A 19,515-nucleotide genomic window follows, 5' to 3' on the forward strand; every position below is an offset into this window, starting at 1 on the left:
CCTTGGATGATTGAGTATTCGCTTCGCAATATGGATTTTCAAGCAAGGATTTAGCCGTAAAAATGATCAACACCCGAAATCCTGATTTTCCGGGCGTTGATCACTTACATGAAATTTTCCCTAAATATCAATGTGGTAGCGATGAGACATAGTGGTGCGCAAACCACTGAAATTTAATGAATTATGCTTCGCCTTTAAGCAGTAAGGCTTCATATTCTTCCATGGTAATAATGCCGCCTTCCAAAGCCACTTTGGCTTTTTCGGCATCGTCAATGACATCCTGAACCGCATCCAGACGCTTCCAGACCGGAAGTGGTGTCTCACATTCAGTTTTAGGGACATAACGGGATTCGCTGATGCGTTTGTAACGATGTATATAACGCGGACAGTTTTGAAACATATCCTCAATGGTCACTTTTACCACCAGTTCAGCTTCATGGAATAAAGCCAGGTCTGCAGGATCACGGCTCAATTCGGCAGTGCCATGCACTCGTACCCGATGCGGGGTTTCAAAATCGATAAACAGCATGCCAATTTTTTTATTAGCATCAATATTCCCCATCGACAGATACATGCCATTGCCATCCAGGCTTGGGAAGGCAAGCGTTTTGTCATCAAGGATTTTGACAAAGCCAACATCGCCGCCCTTATGGGAACAAGTTGGAAAACCTCGATGATCAACTGTCGATAGAAAAAAGAAATCGCGGCTGGCGATAAAGCTGCGGTGCTGGTCAGTTATGTAATCGGTGATGATGGCTTCGCCAACCCGATCGGCGAGCTTTTCTTTATTAAATTCCTGTTGTAATTGCCGGTGCTGTGAACCATAGATTTCAGTCATATATTTCTCTCTGTAATGATAGTGAAGCTTATTGTTATGGCCGACAGTTGAGCATTGTCTCCAAGGCCTGTCAAATGGCTCAGCAATCCAGCCAAGGTGCATTACGGGAAAAATAATTTTGCAAATAAGCAATCAAGATCTGACTGCGTCTTGGTAAATAACGTGTTTGTGGGTACACCGCGTAAATGCCAAGCTCACTGTCGTGCATGTAGTCACGCAATATGACCTGCAGTTGACCAGACTGTACAGCTTGATAACAGATGAAATCAGGCGAAGTGATAATGCCTTGTCCTGCGATGGCAACATCACATAGAAAATTGCCATTATTGGCAGAAATTTTTCCTTTCAAATGCAGACTTATCGGGCTGCCATCCTGTTGAAACTGCCAACTTTCAGAGGTATTTCGATAATGCAAAATGGCATGACCATTAGTGAGATCGGTAGGGATGACGGGAGTGCCATGGTAGGCAAGATATTCAGGACTGGCACACACTACCAGCCTGGTGGACGATAGTTTTTTGGCAATTAATGTTGAGTCATCCAGTCTGGCGATGCGTATCGCCAAATCAAAACCGTCGGCAATCAAATCAACCAGCCGATCATTAAAATCAATCGACATTTCAATCAATGGATGTATCTGTTGAAACTCCTGCAAAGCAGGGCCCAGATGCATTAAACCAAATGAGACTGGGGCAGAAATTCGCAGTTTGCCACTGAGTTCGGCCTCAATATCTGATATCTGCGCTTCCGCTTCAGCAATATCATCCAGTAAACGCAAACAATGCTGATAATAACGATGTCCGGCCTCGGTTAGCGTTTGGCGTCGGGTGGTGCGTTGCAACAAGGTCACATTCAAGCGCTTTTCCAATTCTTTTAACCGCTTACTCACCGCCGATTTAACAGTATCAAGCTGTTCGGCAGCAAGGCTGATACTGCCGGCTTCGACAATACGTTTAAAAGTTTGCATATCTTCAATTTGATTCACCAACATATCCTCTTATTGTTCTTTATTTATCAACAATAATTTCTTTATAGCATTCTTTATCTAAATTTCAAGAACTATAAAATGGCACCGTACTTACTTAACAAGGAAATAAAAATGTTTAGCAATATTACCGACCTGACAGGACGAATTTTACTTTCAGTACTGTTTCTCAGTGCAGGTTTAAGCAAGCTTGGTGCTGGCTATGAAGGAACAGCTCAATACATGGCTGCTATGGGGATTTCGCCGGCTCTTTTACCGCTGGTGATTGCCACAGAAATATTGGGTGCGATCGCGATTATTGTTGGTTTTCAAACCCGTATCACAGCTTTTTTGCTGGCGGGATTTTCAATTTTATCGGCAGTGTTTTTTCACCTTGATTTTGCCGATCAAATTCAAAGTATTTTGTTTATGAAAAATATCGCAATAGCCGGTGGTTTTTTGGTGTTGATGAGCCATGGTGCAAAACGCTTTTCAATTGATGCAGCGCTGGCTGCGCGTACATAAGGAATTAAATGATGCAAAAATTAAATGTATTACATATTAATGCCAGTGGTCGTTATGACGGATCATTAACCCGCACTGTCTCGACCCAGTTAACCGAGATATTGGCTAATCAACATGATGTAACCTTGCAGCAACGCGATGTGGCTTCAGGTTTGCCATTTATCAACGAAGAATGGATTAATTCTAACTTTACCGATCCGGCAGATAGAAGTGAGGCACAAAAAAATGTATTGGCCTTGTCTGATCAGCTGATTAATGAAGTCAAGGCTGCGGATGTAATGGTTCTGGCAGTACCGATTTATAACTTTGGTATACCGGCAGTACTCAAAGCCTGGATTGATCTGGTGGCTAGAGCGCGTGAAACCTTTCGTTATACCGAAAATGGTCCTGTCGGCTTACTGGAAAACAAAAAGGTCTATCTGGTAATGGCTTCAGGTGGCGTGCCACTGGAAAGTGAAGTGGATTTTGCCAGTCAGTATCTGAAATTTTTTATGCAGTTTATTGGCATTAGCGATGTCACATTGGTTAATGCCAACCAATATTTTGAACAGCCGGACAGCAGCGAGAAATTGGCTGCAGTGATTGCGGCGTAAGGAGGCCATCATGGCACAACAACGAGAAGTGAAAAAATGGATTCGGGGTCAGATGACTTCGGATGGGGCGGGTGTATCGTTAAGACGGTTAATTGCCTCGCATGAAATAGATATGTTGGATCCGTTTTTACTGTTCGATGCGTTTGGTAGCGATAAACCAGAAGAATATATTGCCGGTTTTCCACCTCATCCGCATCGTGGTTTTGAAACGGTAACCTATATGTTGGCTGGTAAGATGCGTCATGAGGACAGTGCCGGTAATGCGGGAGTCATTGAAACTGGCGGCGTGCAATGGATGACAGCGGGACGCGGCATTATTCACTCAGAAAAGCCGGAGCAGGAAGCAGGTTTGTTAGCGGGTTTCCAGTTGTGGGTGAATCTGCCCGCTGAACAGAAAATGATGGCACCACGGTATCAGGAAAAATCTGCCAGCGAGATTGCAATAGAGACGCGCGAAGCAGGTTTAACGGTAAAAGTAGTTGCCGGTGAAACGGTCAACGGGACTAAAGGTGTTATTGATAACAGTTTTGTTGAACCGCTTTATTTTGTGATTGATGCGCCTGCTGGCAGTGTGTTTGAAGACAATATACCGGCTACCCATAATGCCTTTGTTTACGTGGCAGCAGGGCGAGTCAGTATCGGCGATAAACCGACTTCAATCGGTGCTTCACAGCTGGCGGTATTAAAAGAAGGCGATGCGGTGAAAGTGTTGGCTGAACAGGACAGTACTTTTATCGTTGTAGCCGGAAAACCGATTAACGAACCGGTGGAACGGGCAGGGCCATTTGTAATGAACACCCGCGCCGAGTTGGAACAAGCTTTTGCTGATTATCGCAGTGGTCAATTTGTAGCTTAATCCTAGCCTTCAAAGCTAAATGCTTTGGAGGCTATTTTTATCTGGATAATTAAAATTCTGTTCATCAGATGTTAATGTTCAGAGCAGTTTGTGTTCATTTTCTCTCAAGTTTAGGTTCATGGAGCATCGCTATGATGGAACTCCCTAAACAGCAAACTGAGGAAAAAATGCTTAATAAAACAGCTATGTTTTTAATTGCTTCTGTCACCCTGGGCTTGGCAGGCACGGCACAGGCTGAGGTCGCTAAATCCTGTGTATTGCCAACAGACGATGAGGTGGCAGGGTTATTTGAACGCTGGAATTCATCATTGGCAACGGGCGAGCCGGCACAAGTGGCAGCCAATTATCTGGATAATGCCGTATTGCTGCCTACCGTCTCAAATGAAATGCGGACTGATACTGCAAGTATCGAAGCCTATTTCGTTGATTTCTTAGCCAAGAAGCCGGTTGGTGAAATTAATCAGCGCGTTATTACCACCAGTTGCAATCAGGCTTCGGATGTCGGGATTTATACCTTTAGTTTTGACGACGGACAACAGGTTCAGGCCCGTTATAGCTATTTCTACGATTATGTTGATGAACAATGGTTGATTCGTCACCATCACTCTTCAGCTATGCCTGAATAAGCTGAACAAGATTGCCGGGCAGATGCCAAATCTGTCCGGCCTAATTTTGTGACAGACAATAGCCTACACCACGCAGGGTTTTGATATATTTCGTGTCAAACGGTTCATCAATTTTACGGCGCAAACGGCGAATATAAACATCCACCACATTGGTAAGCGGATCTTCATTGGCATCCCAGACATTGGTCAGGATCCGCTCACGGCTGAACACCTTTTCCGGCGAGGCCATTAATAATTCCAGCAGACGAAATTCTTTAGCCGTCAGTTCTAAGCTCACACCTTTACATCTCACCTGCATGGTATCCAAATCCATTTCAAGATCGGCATATTGCAGTAGACGTGATTGCATATCACTGTTTGCCCGATTTGCCAGAGCTTCAATACGTGCCAGTAGTTCTTCAAAGGCAAATGGCTTGGTAAGGTAATCATCCGCACCATTCCGTAAGCCTTCAATACGATGGTTCACCTCACCCATGGCCGATAGCATCAGAATTTTGACCGGTAATTTTTGTGCTCGAATTAACTGGCAAATTTCCAGCCCGGTTTTATTCGGCAGCATCCGATCTAAAATCATCACCCGTGGCTGGTATTCCATGACGGCATGTAAAACATGATCTCCATCGTGGACCATAGAAACAAAATAACCCTCGGCTTTAAGACCTCGATACAGAAAATCAGCGACTTTTCGATCATCTTCTACAATTAGAATATTCATCAGGGATCAGCTTTCCATAAGCTGTAATTCAATGGTCGCCGATGTGCCAACATTTCGTTCACTTTCCAGATGAATAGACCCATGATGCGCCTCGACGATAAAACGACATAAACTCAAACCGATCCCCAGGCCGTCAGGTCGCATTTGCCTGGCGTTTTCAGCACGGAAATAACGATCAAAAATAAACCCAAGGTCGGTCTCAGCGATACCGATGCCTCTATCGTGAATATGGATGGTCAGCTGTTCATCCAGGATAAATTCCAACTTAATCGTTGAGCCAGCGGGGGAATATTTCATGGCGTTATCTAACAGAATCATCACCGCTTGCTGCATTTTATCGATATCGATATACAGTTTCGCATCGGCATTGATATTTTCCGGGTTGAAATGTGTCAGCAGTTTTTTTGAATACCCCGAAAGCAATGGATCAGCTGAATTTTTTAGTTTTAACCAAAAGTCGTTAATGCTCACCGTTTTTAAGCGTAATTGTAATTGTTGTTCACCACGTACCAGCATCAACAAATCATCAATTCGATTGGATAAATCATTGGCAGTGTCGACAATACGCACCAGGCTTTCTTTGTATATCTGGGCTTCTTTGTCTTGTCCGCGCAAGCAGATCTCTGCTTCTCCCCGAATAGCAGTGGCGGGTGTTCTCAGTTCATGGCTGACATCGGCCAGAAAACGTTTTTGTTGCTGTTCTGCTTGCTGAAGTTGTTCGAGTGCATGTTGTAACTGTCTGGTACGTTCAGCGACTTCTTGTTCAACCAGTTTGGAGTGGTTTTCTTCCTTTTGGATGGCTTGTTCAAGCCCAGCCGCCATTTGATTAAAACTTCGGGATAACATGGTGAACTCAGAATGTCCCTGTTCAGGAAGCCTATAATGCAGATTTCCCTCCGCCAGTGCCGAGGTACCATTTAATAATTGCTGAATGGGTTGGTATAACGATCGTGATAACACTAAAGCCAAGACGATGGCCGTGATACTGCCAAAAATCAACATGACTACTACCAGAAACTTGACATGTTTCAAGGCTTCAGCGGCCGCATATTCAGCGGTGGAGGAGCGTTCACGTTGCAAATTGATGGCATTGGCAATCACATGTTTCAGGTCCAATCCTTCAAGATTATCAAAGGTTTCAATCAACAACCGCCATAACTCGGCTTCGGCCAGTGGTTGGGTTTCTTTCTCTTCCAGATTACGCTGCAATGCTTGCACATTGGTTTCGAGAATCGATAGTGTTTTCATCTGCTGACTAATCGCATCGAAATCATCAGCTGTTTGCGCGAGTTTCTGATCCTGTAATAACAAGGTATTGATGTTTGCCAGATGGTCATACATCTGCTGTAAATAATTATCCCGTTGATCAATGGGGGACTCTTTGGTTAGCAGCGCCTGAGCCAGCCAGACTTTCAATCGCTGTTTATCAGCGCCTAAAGCAATAAATTCATTGAGCATTTGATTGGCAACACGACCACGTTCAAGATGGTAACTCGCCACACCCGAAACCCACACAGCAAGACTGGCCTGTAACAGGGTAATAATCAGCAAAAGAAAAAAGGCCAGATAAAGTCGATTGCGAAACAAAAAGGTCACTCCTGATAAAGTGATTGTGATTGGTTGTTTTCTAGTCTACCCGTTGGGTATACCACACCACAATTTAAGATGATTACTCCACGATCAGTACGAGGATTGGTTAAGCTTTAAAGGCAGAAGATTGTTGGTTTGCGACCATGTTACAACAGGATTGAAATTCACCATCTATCGTACTTGACTCAAAAATTATGAGAGGATATGGGCTTTTAAGTTTTCAGGTGATGAGAAATGAACGTAAGCGTGCTTTTTGATTATTGGGTCATCACCATTGCGGCATTGTTTGTCATCGTCAATCCACTGACCACAGCATTTATGTTTGTGTCACTTCTGCCACGTACCACTGAAGCAACACGTAAAGCTGTTGCAAAACGTTCCAGTTTGATTGCGACAGCGGTATTTTTTGTGTTTGCCTTACTAGGCGGTCTGATATTTAAAATCTTTGGTATTACCATTGAGGCATTTCGCATTGCTGGCGGTTTGATTTTATTTGGGATTGCCATGAGTATGATTCGCAAAGGGTTGGATGAAGGTGAAACCAGCAATGCCTCTGAACCCGGAAATGATGGCAAGATTGCCAGAGATATTTCGGTGATTCCGCTGGCCATTCCCTTTATGAGTGGCCCCGGGGCGATTGCCACAGTGATGATTTTGACCAGTGAGGCACCAACAACAGGACATTTGATATTAGTGTTTCTAGCCATCATTCTAACTACCGGATCGTGTTATCTGGCGATGGTTTATTCACATTTTCTGGTGCGTTACCTTGGCGAAACCGGTAAGGAGATTATCACCCGTATTTTTGGCATCATTCTGTCAGTAATAGCCGTGCAGTTTGTCATTAACGGTGTGTTGGATATCTACACCGCATTGTAATTAATACAATCTGAGTCCGACTTTGATGATCTTATCGCCATCAACTTCGTTCACTACCCAATGAATGCCATGCCAATCTACATCATCACCTACCACCGGGTGTCCACCAACTCGGCGAGAAATAAAATCACTTACAGTCATGCCAGATTGGGCAGAGCTGATAACCAGACCATAGGCTTTAGCGACATCTTCTAGTAATGCATCACCGCGAATGTTGAATGAGCCGAAAAAGGCCTCTTTTTGCTTAAGCTTGGAATGACCGCTAAAGATTTGATTCAACGCATCCAAATCTTCATTTCGGCTAATCACACAAATAGTGTCGTTAAGTTTGAGTTCGGTACTGCCTTTGGGATGCAACATCACATGATTACGAAATAACGCTGAAATCAACGTACCTGATGGAAAACGTATTAATCGAATTGGCTGACCATCTAATTGTTCGTTTTCAATACGATACACAAATAACTCATAATCATTTTCCGGCAATATTCCTAATGCGCCGCGATGGTTTGGTGTAATGCCAACAGGAATTTCAACTCGCATCCAACGCGCCATCAACGACAGTGTGCTGCCCTGAATCAACAATGAAAGCAGTACCACTACAAAGGCGACATTGAAATACAACGATGCATTTTCAACGCCGCCAATCACCGGGAAAATGGCCAACACAATCGGGACGGCGCCACGCAGTCCAACCCAGGATATAAAACCGATTTCGCGCCAGCGAAAGCGAAAAAAGGGTTTGACCGATAGAACTACCGCTACTGGTCTGGCAACAAAAATTAAGGCTAATGCAATAACCAGAGCGGGCAGGGCATATTCAATTAATTCACTGGGATTAACTAATAACCCCAATATCAGAAACAAGCCGATTTGACTGAGCCAGGCCAGACCATCGTGTACCGGTAGAATAAAGTTCAAATGACGTCCGGGACGATTGCCAATCATCAAGCCACAAAGGTAAATAGCCAAAAAGCCACTGCCGCCAACTGCGCCGGTCAGGCCAAATACACTGAAACCAAGCGCTAATGCCAACATGGCATAAAGTCCGGGGGCTAAATCCAACCAACTGAGTAATCGGGCAATTAACCAGCCGCCGCCAATACCGATAATCAAGCCAAAGCCAAATTGCTGTAGTAAAAATAAAACAGTATCTAATGGTCCGCCAATTTCGCCAACCAGCACTTCAACTAACATAATGGTCAGGAAAATCGCCATTGGATCGTTGGTGCCCGATTCAATTTCCAGCGTAGCACCAACACGTTCATTGAGGTTAATGCCGCGGCCGCTGAGCATAGAAAATACGGCTGCCGCATCGGTTGACCCGATAATGGCACCAATCAATAAGCCTTCAAACAAACTGAGATCGAATACCCACATAGCCAGCAAACCGACACTGCCACTGGTGAGCAGAACGCCTAAAGTCGCGAGGGAGAGGGCGGGTTTGAACCCGGCCCTGAAGGTTTTCAGCCTGGTTCGCAGTCCACCATCCAGCAGAATCATGGCTAGGGCAAGATGACCAATCAGAAATGCCATTGAGTAATCATCAAACTCGATGCCCAAAATACCTTCTTCACCGGCAAGCATGCCGAGCACCAAGAAGATGATCAGTAATGGAAGGCCAAATTTTGATGAGAGTCGGCTACCAAGAATGCTTAGCGTGATAAGCAGGCCGCCGAGAAGAAAAAGTGTATTAATAAAATCCATATTAAACCTTGAACAAAAGCAATTAAGATTATTACACACCCTATAAGCCCATTGTCTGCTGATTGGCGTTTAATCTTTCGTGTAACAAAATCTTCAGACATAAAAAAACCGGCTAAGCCGTTTTTTTATCGAAATTTTAAATTTATGCAGGTTTGAGAAATGGATAATCAATATAGCCTTTTTCATCACCACCATAAAAACTGTTGGAATCTGCTTCGTTGAGCATGGCATTAGTGGCAAATCGTTCGGGTAGATCCGGATTGGCAATAAATAATTTTCCAAACGAAATCAGGTCGGCTTTACCTTCTTTTAGGGCTTTATTCCCTGATGCCTGGTCATAATTGCTGTTGGTCATGTAGATACCATCCCATAATTCACGTAATGCGCTGATATCAAATGCCGGGCCAGCTATTCCAGGAGTCTCTGCGCCCATCTCGGTGATATGCAAATAGCCCAGCCCGAATTTATTAAGTGCCTTGACTATATAGCTAAAAGTGGCCTCGGGATTGGAATCATGCAAGTCATTGAAAGGTTGTAAAGGTGATAAGCGAATGCCTACTTTTTTCGGGTCCCAAATTTCGCAGACTGCAGCAGTCACTTCCATAATTAAGCGAGCGCGGTTCTCTAGGCTGCCGCCATATTGATCTTCACGTTTGTTGGTACCATCGCGTAAAAATTGATCAAGTAAATAGCCATTGGCCGCATGAATTTCGACCCCATCAAAACCTGCTTCAACTGCACAACAGGCGGCGTGACGGTATTGTTCAACAATTCGTGGAATATCTGCGGTTTCTATGGCTTGGGGTGTTTCATAGGGTTGCATACCTTGGTAGGTATAAACTTCTCCTGCAGGTTTAATGGCTGAGGGGGCAAGCGGTTTCATGCCATTTGGTAGCATAGAGCTATGTGAAACCCGGCCGCAATGCCACAACTGGACAAAAATCAGACCATCTTCTTTATGCACGGCATCAGTTACTTTCCGCCATCCGATTATCTGTTCTTCTGTGTGAATGCCGGGCGTCAATGGGTAACCTAAGGCATCATCCGCTATTTGTGTACCTTCGCTGATAATCAGGCCAGCAGATGCCCGCTGTTGATAATAGATCACATTCATGTCAGTGGGCACTAAGCCTTCACCCGCTCTGTTCCGCGTTAATGGTGCCATGACCATTCGATTTCTAAATGTCTGGTCACCAATTTTGATAGGTGATAACAGAGTAATATCTTGCGATTGGTTCATCAAAGACCTCTGGGATGAAAGAAAAAAGAAGAAACATTAAAACGTTGGAAAAAGTACTTATCACTATGCTTAAAGCTTAACTAAGCAACATCGTTGATAATCATTAATCACTGTTTTAAAAGTAAAAATTAACGAGAGTAAATATCTGACATCTCAAAAATGTAAACGTCTGGATGGGCGTGAAATTATTGCTGCTCAGATTTAGCTTTTTGTTTTGCTTCGAGCTGCGATTTAATGAACTGCAGTTTTTCCGGCACGGCGTCGCAACTATCGGCCGGACTGCCGCAACGTGAACAATTTAATGCGAACCATGCCGCATCAATTACTTCACTGCGGATTTCTTCTTCAACTTGATTGGCAGTACCCACCATGGATCGTGCACGTGTTTGAATATATCCATGTTGATTTTTGCACTGCATCACATCAATCGGCTGCTTGAAGTCGTATTGTTGATGCAATTCCAGACCTACCTGATATTGGTAAAGCATTTCCTGATAAACCAGTTTTAGCGGATCGCCGGTTCCGAGTTGAGAAACAGCACCAGCATTTGCTAACAGTGGCGCAGCTAATAACAGTAAAATTAATTTCAATTTCATAGTAGTGTCCAGGAATAATTCCCATATCAATCACAGCTTAATCCAATTTTAAACTGTGTGCATCGGCAAATTCCCTACTGTTAAACTGACAAGGGAATACGATTTAGAATGTAAACTAACAACAGTAAGGTGAACGCAACGTGAACAGAGGACAGTCAATGATGGCCAGTGAATTGAAAGTCGTTGCGCCAGTAACTGAAAAAATCCATTTTGCTATTGGTATCAGCCATGTAGGGCATGTACTGACAGCAGAATCTTCAAGCGGAATTTGTGCCGTGTATTTGGGTAAATCTCCCAAGGATATGATGGCCAGTCTGCAACAGCAGTTTTCTGCTGCAACCTGTGTTGATGGTGGCAAGGGTGTGAAAAGCACTCTCTCAAAAGTAATTGATCAGATCCACAATCCGCAAAAGCGTTTTGATTTCCGGTTGGATCAACGAGGTACACTGTTCCAGCAACAAGTCTGGCAAGCCTTGTGTGATATTCCCTCTGGTTCAACTGTTAGCTATAGCGATATTGCTGAAAAACTGCAGAATCCGGGCGCGGTGAGAGCCATTGCCAGTGCATGCGGAGCGAATAATATTGCGGTGATTGTTCCATGCCATCGAGTGATTCGTAAGGATGGTTCACTGTCCGGTTATCGCTGGGGTGTAGAGATTAAGCAGGCTTTGTTGCGTCGTGAGCGCATGACACTGACAAAATGATCACAGCGGATTTATTTGCTGAGGCAAATCAGCGTCAATGTGAACAAATCCTGCCGGAAGTTTTTTTGTTAAGAAGCTTTGCTTTGCAAATGGCGCCCCAATTGTTAAATCAGCTTGACGCTCTCTCGGCAGAATCGCCTTTTCGCAGGATGCAGACACCGGGCGGTTTTTATATGTCTACCGCGATTACCAATTGCGGTGACGTGGGATGGCATAGTGACAGACAGGGTTACCGTTACAGTGAAATTGACCCGCAAACTCAACAGGCTTGGCCAGCAATGCCGGAAAGTTTTCGCGAACTTGCTGAAACAGCGGCACAACAATCCGGTTTTAGCCGATTTTCACCTGATGTATGTCTGATAAACCGCTATGAAGTCGGTGCCAAAATGGGCCTGCATCAGGACAAGGATGAAAAGGATTTTTCTCAGCCGATAGTTTCTGTTTCCCTGGGATTGCCAATCCTGTTTCAGTTCGGCGGGCCAAAGCGAAATGATCCTGTACAGCGGATACCATTACAGCACGGTGATGTAATTGTCTGGGGTGGGGCGGCAAGGCGTTATTACCATGGTGTATTAACGTTAAAGCCCGGTCAGCATCCATTGACCGGGTCGTATCGATATAACCTGACCTTTCGTCAGGCCAGATAAATCAGCTTAAGCCTACTTTACGAACCAGTTCCATCGTACGCATGCTGTAGCCCCATTCATTGTCATACCAGGCGTAGATTTTCACCTGTGTCTGATTGGTGACCATGGTGGATAGGGCGTCAATAATGCTTGAACGTGGATCGCCCCGATAATCACTCGATACCAAGGGTTTTTCTTCATAGCCCAGGATTCCGTTTAATTCATTTTCTGCAGCGGTCTTTAATAACGCGTTGACTTCCTCAACCGAGGTAGCGCGTTCAACTTCAAACACACAATCCGTTAATGAAGCATTAGCTAGGGGGACGCGAACCGCGTGGCCATTTAAGCGGCCTTTGAGTTCAGGGAAAATTTCAGTAATAGCGGTGGCACTGCCGGTTGTGGTGGGAATCAAATTGGTACCTGACATACGCGCCCGGCGTAAATCTTTGTGCGGGGTATCCATAATTGACTGAGTATTGGTTAAATCATGGATGGTGGTGATCATGCCGTGTTTGATGCCCAGCTTTTCATGAATAACTTTGACGACGGGGGCCAGACAGTTTGTGGTGCAAGAGGCGGCGGTCACAATTTTATGCGCATCCGCATCGTACAGATCATCGTTCACACCCATTACCACATTTAAGATACCAGCCTGTTTGACCGGGGCTGTCACCACCACACGTTTTACACCTTGATCCAAATACGCTTGCAACATTGTGCTATCACGCATTTTGCCGGATGCTTCAATAACCACATCACAGTCTGACCAGTCGGTGTCATCAATGGCTTTATTCGCGGTTACCGCAAGGGTTTTATCACCAACGCTAATATTACTGCCATTGGCTTCAGCGTGACGCTCCCAACGGCCATGTACCGAATCAAAATTTAACAGATGAGCATGAGTTTCAGCATCACCTGCCGGATCATTCAGTTGCACAAACTCAATTTCCGGCCATTCCCACCCAGCGCGTAAACACAGGCGTCCAATACGACCAAAACCGTTAATACCTACTTTGATTGTCATGATAAATTCTCTTGTTTAGGAAACCAGTGTCGGGTGCGATTGGCAAAATAGACCAATGTCAGCATGACTGGTACTTCCACCAATACACCGACCACGGTTGCCAGAGCAGCACCTGAATGCAGACCGAATAATGAAATGGCAACAGCAACGGCCATTTCGAAAAAGTTTGAGGTGCCAATTAAACAGGCAGGAGCAGCGACATCGTGTTGCAGACGCATTTTGATGGCTGCAAAGTATCCCAAAGCAAAAATCCCGTAAGTTTGAATCAACAAGGGAATAGCAATCAGCACAATAATAAAAGGTTGTTGCAAAATGGTTCAGCCTGAAAACCAAACAGCAAAATCACAGTGGCCAATAAACCCATGATTGACCAGGGTTTGATATGGCTTAAAAAGCTGTTGAGAGCGGGTAAGCCTTTGCTTTTAATGATGTGTTGCCGGGTAAAAAAGCCTGCAATAAGAGGTAATAAAACATATAACACGACTGAGATCAGCAAGGTTTCCCAGGGCACAGTTAAGTCAGTGATGCCAAGTAAAAATGCGGCAATCGGCGCAAAAGCGAAAATCATGATGATATCGTTGAGTGAGACTTGCACCAGAGTGTAATTGGCATCGCCTTTAACCAGTTGGCTCCAGATAAATACCATCGCCGTACAGGGTGCAACGCCCAGTAAAATCATGCCGGCAATATATTCATCAGCTGATTGCGGATCGACCCAACCGGCGAAAAACACTTTAAAAAACAACCAACCTAAAGCAGCCATAGTGAAAGGTTTGATCAGCCAGTTGATGACCAAAGTCAGCCAAATTCCCTGCGGCCTTTTGCCAACATCTTTAATGGCGGTGAAATCCACCTGTACCATCATTGGATAAATCATCAACCAGATAAATATCGCAATCAGCAGATTTACATGAGCGTATTCCAGGCTGGCGATTAGATCGAATATGGACGGAAACAGATTACCTAAAAATAATCCTGCCAGAATGCTCAGCCCGACCCATACCGATAAATAACGTTCAAAAATACCCATCAGTTATTGGCTCCAATTCGTTTTAATTCAGTGCTGATTTCCGTTGCAGAAAGCTCTGCCAACGGTAATTCCAACAAAGCAGTAAAGCGTGTTTCAAGCAGTTGAATCAAACCATCAAAACATTGATCCCGTTCGTTTGAGTCATTGATTTTGGAAGCATCAGGCAATCCCCAATGGCCTTTGACGGCTTTGCCGAACCAGATAGGGCAGCTCTCACCGGCGGCCTGATCGCAGACGGTGATCACGATATCAGGATGATAGTCACTCAAAGCTTCCCAGGATTTACTGGACAATCCATCAATGTTGTAACCGTGTTCAGTTAGTTTGTTTAAGGTTTGGGGAAACACTTTTCCGGCTGGCTGGCTACCCGCGCTGGCAACGATAAATTTATCACCAGCTAACTGTCGACAAATGGCTTCAGCCAGGATGCTGCGACAGGCATTATGGGTGCAAAGGAACAACAGTTTGAGAGGAGTGGTTGTCATAACATATGTTTATCCATATATTTCAGGCTAAAATTTTTAGCAGCAATTACCTAAGCGCTGTAACTTCACTAAATCATCTCTAAAAAAGTTCGGTTTGCTTTGATAAGCAGCATCAATGGATTGTGTCGCCCAAGCGGGCAGATCAGGTTTAGACGGTAATACACCCATTGACCTTGGCGTCGATCCAGCAAAAGACCACTTTGTCTGAGTAACGCCAGGTGACGTGATATTTTTGGCTGACTGATTTGCAGGGCTGAAATCAATTCACAGACACATAATTCGTCTTGATCGACTATTAGCAGGACTAAACGCAAACGCGTTTCGTCGGCCAGACATTTGTGAAAACTCAGTAAATCCATAATGCTGTTATATTTGGAAATTCATATATATGAAAAATCATATATTAATTTATTTGAATGTCAATCTACTAATTGCCAGCTATCGTCACCGATCTGAAAAATATCGCCAGCTACCATCTGTTTACGTTTACGTGTTTCCACCACACCGTTGACCTTAACATGGCCTTCAGCAATGATATTTTTCGCTTCAGCGCCGCTGTCGGCGATGCCTTCAAATTTGAGAATTTTGAACAATTCGACCGGGCTTTTAGTGATATGCACGGTGGTGATTTCGTTTGTCATTTAATGATCCTGTTATTTATGGGAAAACAATCTGTACATCACGTTTTAGTAAAGTCATACCCACTACAATCAGCAAACTCAATATGGCTTGATGAAAGGAAACTTAGCCATGAAATATCAGCTGATCTTAGTAAAGTTGCTACAGTTTTCAATTGTGCTGGTGATGTTATACCCGCTCTATTACGTGTGGGAAACCGAAAAGATTAAAACTGCTTGTCAGCAAATCAAACCGGGAATGACGTATAACGATATTGTCATTGAACTGCAGAGCAGAGGACTTACCTTTAGCAGAATGAGTGGTGCTCAAGCTCCGGGTGAGAAATGGTTGGGACTGGTTGAATCACAAGCATCATTTAGCGGCTATGGCTGTGAAATAAGAGGCTTTGGTAATCAAATCGCGGGCGTCAGAATAGTGAAGGGTAAACAAATTGCTCCCTGAAACAGGCTGTTTCAGGGAGCAAAAAGATTAGCTTGCGACGTAATTGATCAAAATACCCGCAGCCACTGCTGAACCGATAACCCCGGCCACATTCGGACCCATGGCATGCATCAACAGGAAGTTATGTTTATCAGCTTCAAGTCCCAGTTTATTTGAAACTCGTGCCGCCATAGGCACAGCTGATACACCTGCAGAACCAATCAATGGATTAATAGGCTCTTTGGTTACTTTATTCAGAATCTTCGCCATGATGACACCGGATGCGGTACCGATAGAAAATGCGACCATACCAAGCACTAAAATACCCAGAGTCATATGATTCAAAAAGCTATCAGCACTTAAACGTGAACCAACAGCCAAGCCTAGGAAGATGGTCACGGTATTGATTAATGAGTTCTGCGTAGTGTTGCTTAGACGATCCACCACCGCACATTCTTTCATCAAATTACCAAAACAGAACATACCCAGTAATGGAGCAGCATCCGGCAGGAAAAGCGCAACAAGAATCAACAATACCAACGGGAAGACAATTTTTTCACGTTGTGACACATGTCTTTGCTGATGCATACGGATTTTGCGTTCTTTTTCGTTAGTCAGCGCACGCATGATAGGGGGTTGGATCAATGGAACCAAGGCCATATAAGAATACGATGCCACAGCAATTGCACCCAATAACTCCGGTGCCAGTTTACTGGCAACATATATCGACGTCGGACCATCAGCACCACCAATAATGCCGATTGCCGCGGCATCTGCCAGAGTGAAATCAAAAATTCCGAAAGTAGAAAGTAAAACTGCCCCCATCAGCGTGGCAAAAATACCGAACTGTGCTGCTGCGCCCAGAAATAAGGTTTTGGGATTCGCCAACAACGGACCGAAATCGGTCATTGCACCCACACCCATAAATATAATCAGTGGGAAAGCCCCACTCGCAATACCGATGGTATAAAACAAATCCAAAATACCACCGGCTTCGGCTAAGCCTGCTCCTGGAATATTGGCCAATACACCACCAAATCCAATGGGTACCAGCAATAATGGCTCAAAGTTTTTCTTGATAGCCAGATATAACAACAACATACCGATCAGAATCATCACAGCCTGACCGAGCTGCATTTGATAGAAACCAGTGGCTTCCCATAGATGTAATAACTTATCCATTCGACTAGCCCTTAAGCGATTGAAACCAGTGCGTCGCCAACTTTGACGGTATCACCGGGTTTTACATTGATAGCAGTCACAGTACCGGCATGTTCTGCCACGATCTGTGTTTCCATTTTCATCGCTTCAAGGATGAGTATCACATCACCTTCATTAACGGCTTGTCCTTGAGCTACCATGATTTTCCAGATATTTCCGGATAAAGGCGCCTTGACGACGGCACCTTCGCTGACTGGCTGTTGGGGAGCCGTTTGAACTGCTTGAGGTGCTTGTGAACTGTCAATCTGACTGATATCACCGCCTTCATTGACCTCAACCACATATTGTTGGCCATTGACGGTAATAGTGTAAGTTTCTGGTGCGCCAGCTTGTTTAGCAGGAGCAGTTGATGAATGAGTTGCTTCAGCCGTGGGTAATGGCTCAAAAGCATCCGGATTACCACGATTTTTGAGGAATTTAATTGCTGTCTGGTTAAACAAGGCAAAGGTCAATACATCATCAATCTGTCTTTCACCTTCTTCCAGTTTGAAGTTGTCCTGGTCTGCCAGTGAAACCAACTCAGCGGTAAGTTTATCCATTTCATCTTCAAGCAGATCCGCTGGTCGGCAAGTAATCACCTCAGCACCATTCAAAACGCGTTTTTGCAGCTCAGTATTGAAGGGAGCAGGCGCTGAACCATACTCTCCACGTAATATACCTTGGGTTTCTTCAGTAATGGATTTATAGCGCTCGCCAGTCAAAACATTAATAACCGCTTGGGTGCCGACAATTTGCGAAGTAGGGGTAACCAATGGGATAAAGCCGAGATCTTCGCGCACTCGCGGAATCTCATGTAAAACTTCATCCATACGATCCAGTGCATTTTGTTCACGCAACTGGCTTTCCATATTGGTCAGCATACCGCCTGGAACCTGTGCCACAAGGATTCGTGAATCAACTCCACGTAAGCTGCCCTCAAACTTGGCATATTTTTTCCGAATTTCGCGAAAATAAGCGGCAATTTCTTCGAGTAATTCGATATTTAAACCGGTGTCGCGATCAGTATCTTCAAAGATGGAAACCACCGATTCAGTCGCAGAATGGCCATAGGTCATCGACATGGAAGAGATTGCGGTATCTACATTATCTATACCGGCCTCAACGCATTTCATAATGGTTGCTGTCGACAAGCCAGTCGTAGCATGAGATTGCATATGTATTGGGATATCAATGGTTTGCTTAAGACTTTTAACAAGTTCATAAGCTTTGTAAGGCTTAAGCAAACCAGCCATATCTTTAATACATAAAGAATGTGCGCCCATATCTTCGATGCGTTTTGCCATGTCTAGCCACATCTGTAAATCATGTACCGGGCTGATGGTATAGGCCATGGTGCCCTGAGCATGTTTATCATTTTCTAGAACGGCTTTAATAGCCACTTCAAGGTTGCGAGGATCATTCATCGCATCAAAGACGCGAAATACATCAACGCCGTTAATACAGGCTCTTTCCACAAATTTACGTACAACATCATCAGCATAATGACGATAACCGAGCAAATTCTGGCCACGCAACAGCATTTGTTGTGGTGTATTCGGCATAGCCGCTTTCAAGCTGCGAATACGGTGCCAGGGATCTTCACCAAGATAACGAATACAGGCGTCAAAAGTTGCGCCGCCCCAGCTTTCCACTGACCAGAAGCCGACTTGATCGAGTTTGTCGGCAATCGGCAGCATGTCATCTAAACGCAGTCGAGTCGCAAATAATGATTGATGGGCATCACGGAGAACAACATCGGTGATGCCAAGAGTTTTTTTTGCTTCGGTCATATTCTGGCCTTGTGATTAAACTTAGTTGTATGGTGACTTGGCGTCACTTGTTTTTTTTATTTCGGTATTTATGTACGGCGCTTGATAAAACCGTAAGGAGTGCGTGATCTTGGGAGGGCTGAGATGAATTTTTGGTGTTTGATGCTGGTTGTCCGAGAACCGCTGTTGGAGCAGGTATGCCATCAGCGGGAAGGGCGCCGACACTCTTCTCATAGCGGGTAATTATCCACGACATCAGTGTGGTCACAAGCACTAATACGGTCAGAAATACAAATACAAAACCCATGCCGGTCAGCATGAGCGTGAATCCTTCTGACATAAGGGTGGTGTCTTCCATCAGTTTGCCTCTAATTGATTTAGGTCGTTAAAAGCTTGGAGCGTATTCAACTGTAAACAGCCGCGTAGTATAGCATTGTTGATTTAACTCACATATTTCCTTTACGCATAAGGCCTTATTTGACCTAGATT

The 19,515-nt window shown here is 44.5% G+C and carries 21 protein-coding genes and 2 pseudogenes; 8 read left to right on the top strand and 15 right to left on the bottom strand.

All coding sequences use genetic code 11. From position 1 onward, the window contains the following. Nucleotides 1-181: 181 nt before the first annotated feature. Both E8Q33_RS04335 and E8Q33_RS04340 read right to left on the bottom strand, forming a co-directional pair. The gene (locus E8Q33_RS04335; RefSeq protein WP_136553087.1) at nt 182-838 is read right to left on the bottom strand and encodes a pyridoxamine 5'-phosphate oxidase family protein; all 657 of its coding nucleotides are present in this window, start codon (nt 836-838) and stop codon (nt 182-184) included. A 79-nt stretch (nt 839-917) separates the two neighbouring features. Then, nucleotides 918-1,823 carry a LysR family transcriptional regulator gene (locus E8Q33_RS04340; RefSeq protein ID WP_136553089.1) on the bottom strand — a complete coding sequence of 302 codons (906 nt, stop codon included), beginning with the start codon at nt 1,821-1,823 and terminating at the stop codon, nt 918-920. Between the two features lie 114 nt (nt 1,824-1,937). On the opposite strand from E8Q33_RS04340, the gene E8Q33_RS04345 reads away from it, so the two are divergent. The 4 genes from E8Q33_RS04345 to E8Q33_RS04360 all read left to right on the top strand — a co-directional run bounded on the left by E8Q33_RS04345 (nt 1,938) and on the right by E8Q33_RS04360 (nt 4,402). Continuing rightward, complete coding sequence (locus tag E8Q33_RS04345) at nt 1,938-2,327, top strand: DoxX family protein (protein ID WP_168800146.1); 390 nt, start codon at nt 1,938-1,940, stop codon at nt 2,325-2,327. A gap of 8 nt (nt 2,328-2,335) precedes the next feature. Then, the gene (locus E8Q33_RS04350) at nt 2,336-2,920 is read left to right on the top strand and encodes an FMN-dependent NADH-azoreductase (RefSeq protein ID WP_247869922.1); all 585 of its coding nucleotides are present in this window, start codon (nt 2,336-2,338) and stop codon (nt 2,918-2,920) included. A 10-nt stretch (nt 2,921-2,930) separates the two neighbouring features. Further along, the gene (locus E8Q33_RS04355) at nt 2,931-3,776 is read left to right on the top strand and encodes a pirin family protein (RefSeq protein WP_136553093.1); all 846 of its coding nucleotides are present in this window, start codon (nt 2,931-2,933) and stop codon (nt 3,774-3,776) included. 131 nt (nt 3,777-3,907) lie between these two features. Further along, nucleotides 3,908-4,402, top strand: a complete 495-nt coding sequence (locus E8Q33_RS04360) for an SgcJ/EcaC family oxidoreductase (protein WP_247869923.1) — start codon at nt 3,908-3,910, stop codon at nt 4,400-4,402. A 40-nt stretch (nt 4,403-4,442) separates the two neighbouring features. Here E8Q33_RS04360 and E8Q33_RS04365 read toward each other — a convergent pair whose 3' ends face one another. Together E8Q33_RS04365 and E8Q33_RS04370 are read right to left on the bottom strand one after the other, a co-directional pair. Beyond that, a complete protein-coding gene (locus tag E8Q33_RS04365; RefSeq protein ID WP_136553095.1) occupies nt 4,443-5,117 on the bottom strand; it encodes a response regulator transcription factor in 675 nt (224 codons plus the stop codon). A 6-nt stretch (nt 5,118-5,123) separates the two neighbouring features. Beyond that, complete coding sequence (locus E8Q33_RS04370; protein ID WP_136553097.1) at nt 5,124-6,704, bottom strand: cell wall metabolism sensor histidine kinase WalK; 1,581 nt, start codon at nt 6,702-6,704, stop codon at nt 5,124-5,126. 237 nt (nt 6,705-6,941) lie between these two features. Here E8Q33_RS04370 and E8Q33_RS04375 point away from each other — a divergent pair, with 237 nt between their 5' ends. Next, entirely contained in the window at nt 6,942-7,586 is a 645-nt protein-coding gene (locus E8Q33_RS04375; RefSeq protein ID WP_136553098.1) for a MarC family protein, read from the top strand. Here E8Q33_RS04375 and E8Q33_RS04380 read toward each other — a convergent pair whose 3' ends face one another. The 3 genes from E8Q33_RS04380 to E8Q33_RS04390 form a co-directional block, all read right to left on the bottom strand. Beyond that, nucleotides 7,587-9,293 carry a potassium/proton antiporter gene (locus E8Q33_RS04380; RefSeq protein ID WP_136553100.1) on the bottom strand — a complete coding sequence of 569 codons (1,707 nt, stop codon included), beginning with the start codon at nt 9,291-9,293 and terminating at the stop codon, nt 7,587-7,589. 142 nt (nt 9,294-9,435) lie between these two features. Beyond that, nucleotides 9,436-10,533 (bottom strand): alkene reductase, encoded by a 1,098-nt coding sequence (locus E8Q33_RS04385; protein WP_136553102.1) that lies wholly within the window; start codon nt 10,531-10,533, stop codon nt 9,436-9,438. Nucleotides 10,534-10,718: 185 nt separating this feature from the next. Next, a complete protein-coding gene (locus E8Q33_RS04390) occupies nt 10,719-11,129 on the bottom strand; it encodes a hypothetical protein (RefSeq protein WP_069295287.1) in 411 nt (136 codons plus the stop codon). Nucleotides 11,130-11,269: 140 nt separating this feature from the next. Between E8Q33_RS04390 and E8Q33_RS04395 the strand changes: the two genes are divergently transcribed. Further along, entirely contained in the window at nt 11,270-11,833 is a 564-nt protein-coding gene (locus tag E8Q33_RS04395; RefSeq protein WP_247869924.1) for a methylated-DNA--[protein]-cysteine S-methyltransferase, read from the top strand. Beyond that, complete coding sequence (gene alkB, locus E8Q33_RS04400; protein ID WP_136553104.1) at nt 11,830-12,480, top strand: DNA oxidative demethylase AlkB; 651 nt, start codon at nt 11,830-11,832, stop codon at nt 12,478-12,480. The genes E8Q33_RS04395 and alkB overlap by 4 nt, the downstream gene beginning before the upstream one ends. A 1-nt stretch (nt 12,481) precedes the next feature. Here alkB and E8Q33_RS04405 read toward each other — a convergent pair whose 3' ends face one another. From E8Q33_RS04405 to E8Q33_RS04425, 5 genes and pseudogenes are all read right to left on the bottom strand, one after another. After that, on the bottom strand, nt 12,482-13,483 hold the full coding sequence (locus E8Q33_RS04405; RefSeq protein ID WP_136553106.1) for an ArsJ-associated glyceraldehyde-3-phosphate dehydrogenase: 1,002 nt from the start codon (nt 13,481-13,483) through the stop codon (nt 12,482-12,484). Then, nucleotides 13,480-14,513, bottom strand: a pseudogene (arsB, locus tag E8Q33_RS04410) (ACR3 family arsenite efflux transporter). Before arsB ends, E8Q33_RS04405 begins: the two are co-directional and overlap by 4 nt. After that, nucleotides 14,513-14,998: an arsenate reductase ArsC gene (locus tag E8Q33_RS04415; RefSeq protein WP_136553108.1), complete on the bottom strand. Its 486-nt coding sequence runs from the start codon at nt 14,996-14,998 to the stop codon at nt 14,513-14,515. Before E8Q33_RS04415 ends, arsB begins: the two are co-directional and overlap by 1 nt. A 36-nt stretch (nt 14,999-15,034) precedes the next feature. Continuing rightward, nucleotides 15,035-15,357: pseudogene (locus tag E8Q33_RS04420) on the bottom strand (metalloregulator ArsR/SmtB family transcription factor). Between the two features lie 60 nt (nt 15,358-15,417). After that, nucleotides 15,418-15,639, bottom strand: coding sequence for an RNA-binding S4 domain-containing protein (locus tag E8Q33_RS04425; RefSeq protein ID WP_069295281.1), 222 nt, complete (start codon nt 15,637-15,639; stop codon nt 15,418-15,420). 109 nt (nt 15,640-15,748) lie between these two features. Between E8Q33_RS04425 and E8Q33_RS04430 the strand changes: the two genes are divergently transcribed. Beyond that, a complete protein-coding gene (locus E8Q33_RS04430; RefSeq protein ID WP_136553109.1) occupies nt 15,749-16,078 on the top strand; it encodes a hypothetical protein in 330 nt (109 codons plus the stop codon). Between the two features lie 27 nt (nt 16,079-16,105). On the opposite strand, the gene E8Q33_RS04435 is transcribed toward E8Q33_RS04430, so the two are convergent. Genes E8Q33_RS04435 through E8Q33_RS04445 form a run of 3 tightly spaced genes read right to left on the bottom strand, consistent with a single transcriptional unit; the run spans nt 16,106 to nt 19,384 of the window. Further along, nucleotides 16,106-17,239: a sodium ion-translocating decarboxylase subunit beta gene (locus E8Q33_RS04435; RefSeq protein ID WP_069295279.1), complete on the bottom strand. Its 1,134-nt coding sequence runs from the start codon at nt 17,237-17,239 to the stop codon at nt 16,106-16,108. An 11-nt stretch (nt 17,240-17,250) separates the two neighbouring features. Further along, the gene (gene oadA / locus E8Q33_RS04440) at nt 17,251-19,047 is read right to left on the bottom strand and encodes a sodium-extruding oxaloacetate decarboxylase subunit alpha (RefSeq protein ID WP_136553111.1); all 1,797 of its coding nucleotides are present in this window, start codon (nt 19,045-19,047) and stop codon (nt 17,251-17,253) included. A 43-nt stretch (nt 19,048-19,090) separates the two neighbouring features. Further along, complete coding sequence (locus tag E8Q33_RS04445) at nt 19,091-19,384, bottom strand: OadG family protein (RefSeq protein WP_069295277.1); 294 nt, start codon at nt 19,382-19,384, stop codon at nt 19,091-19,093. Nucleotides 19,385-19,515 lie beyond the last annotated feature (131 nt).

It is taken from the genome of Methylophaga sp. SB9B (assembly GCF_004832235.1).
GTDB lineage: Bacteria > Pseudomonadota > Gammaproteobacteria > Nitrosococcales > Methylophagaceae > Methylophaga > Methylophaga muralis.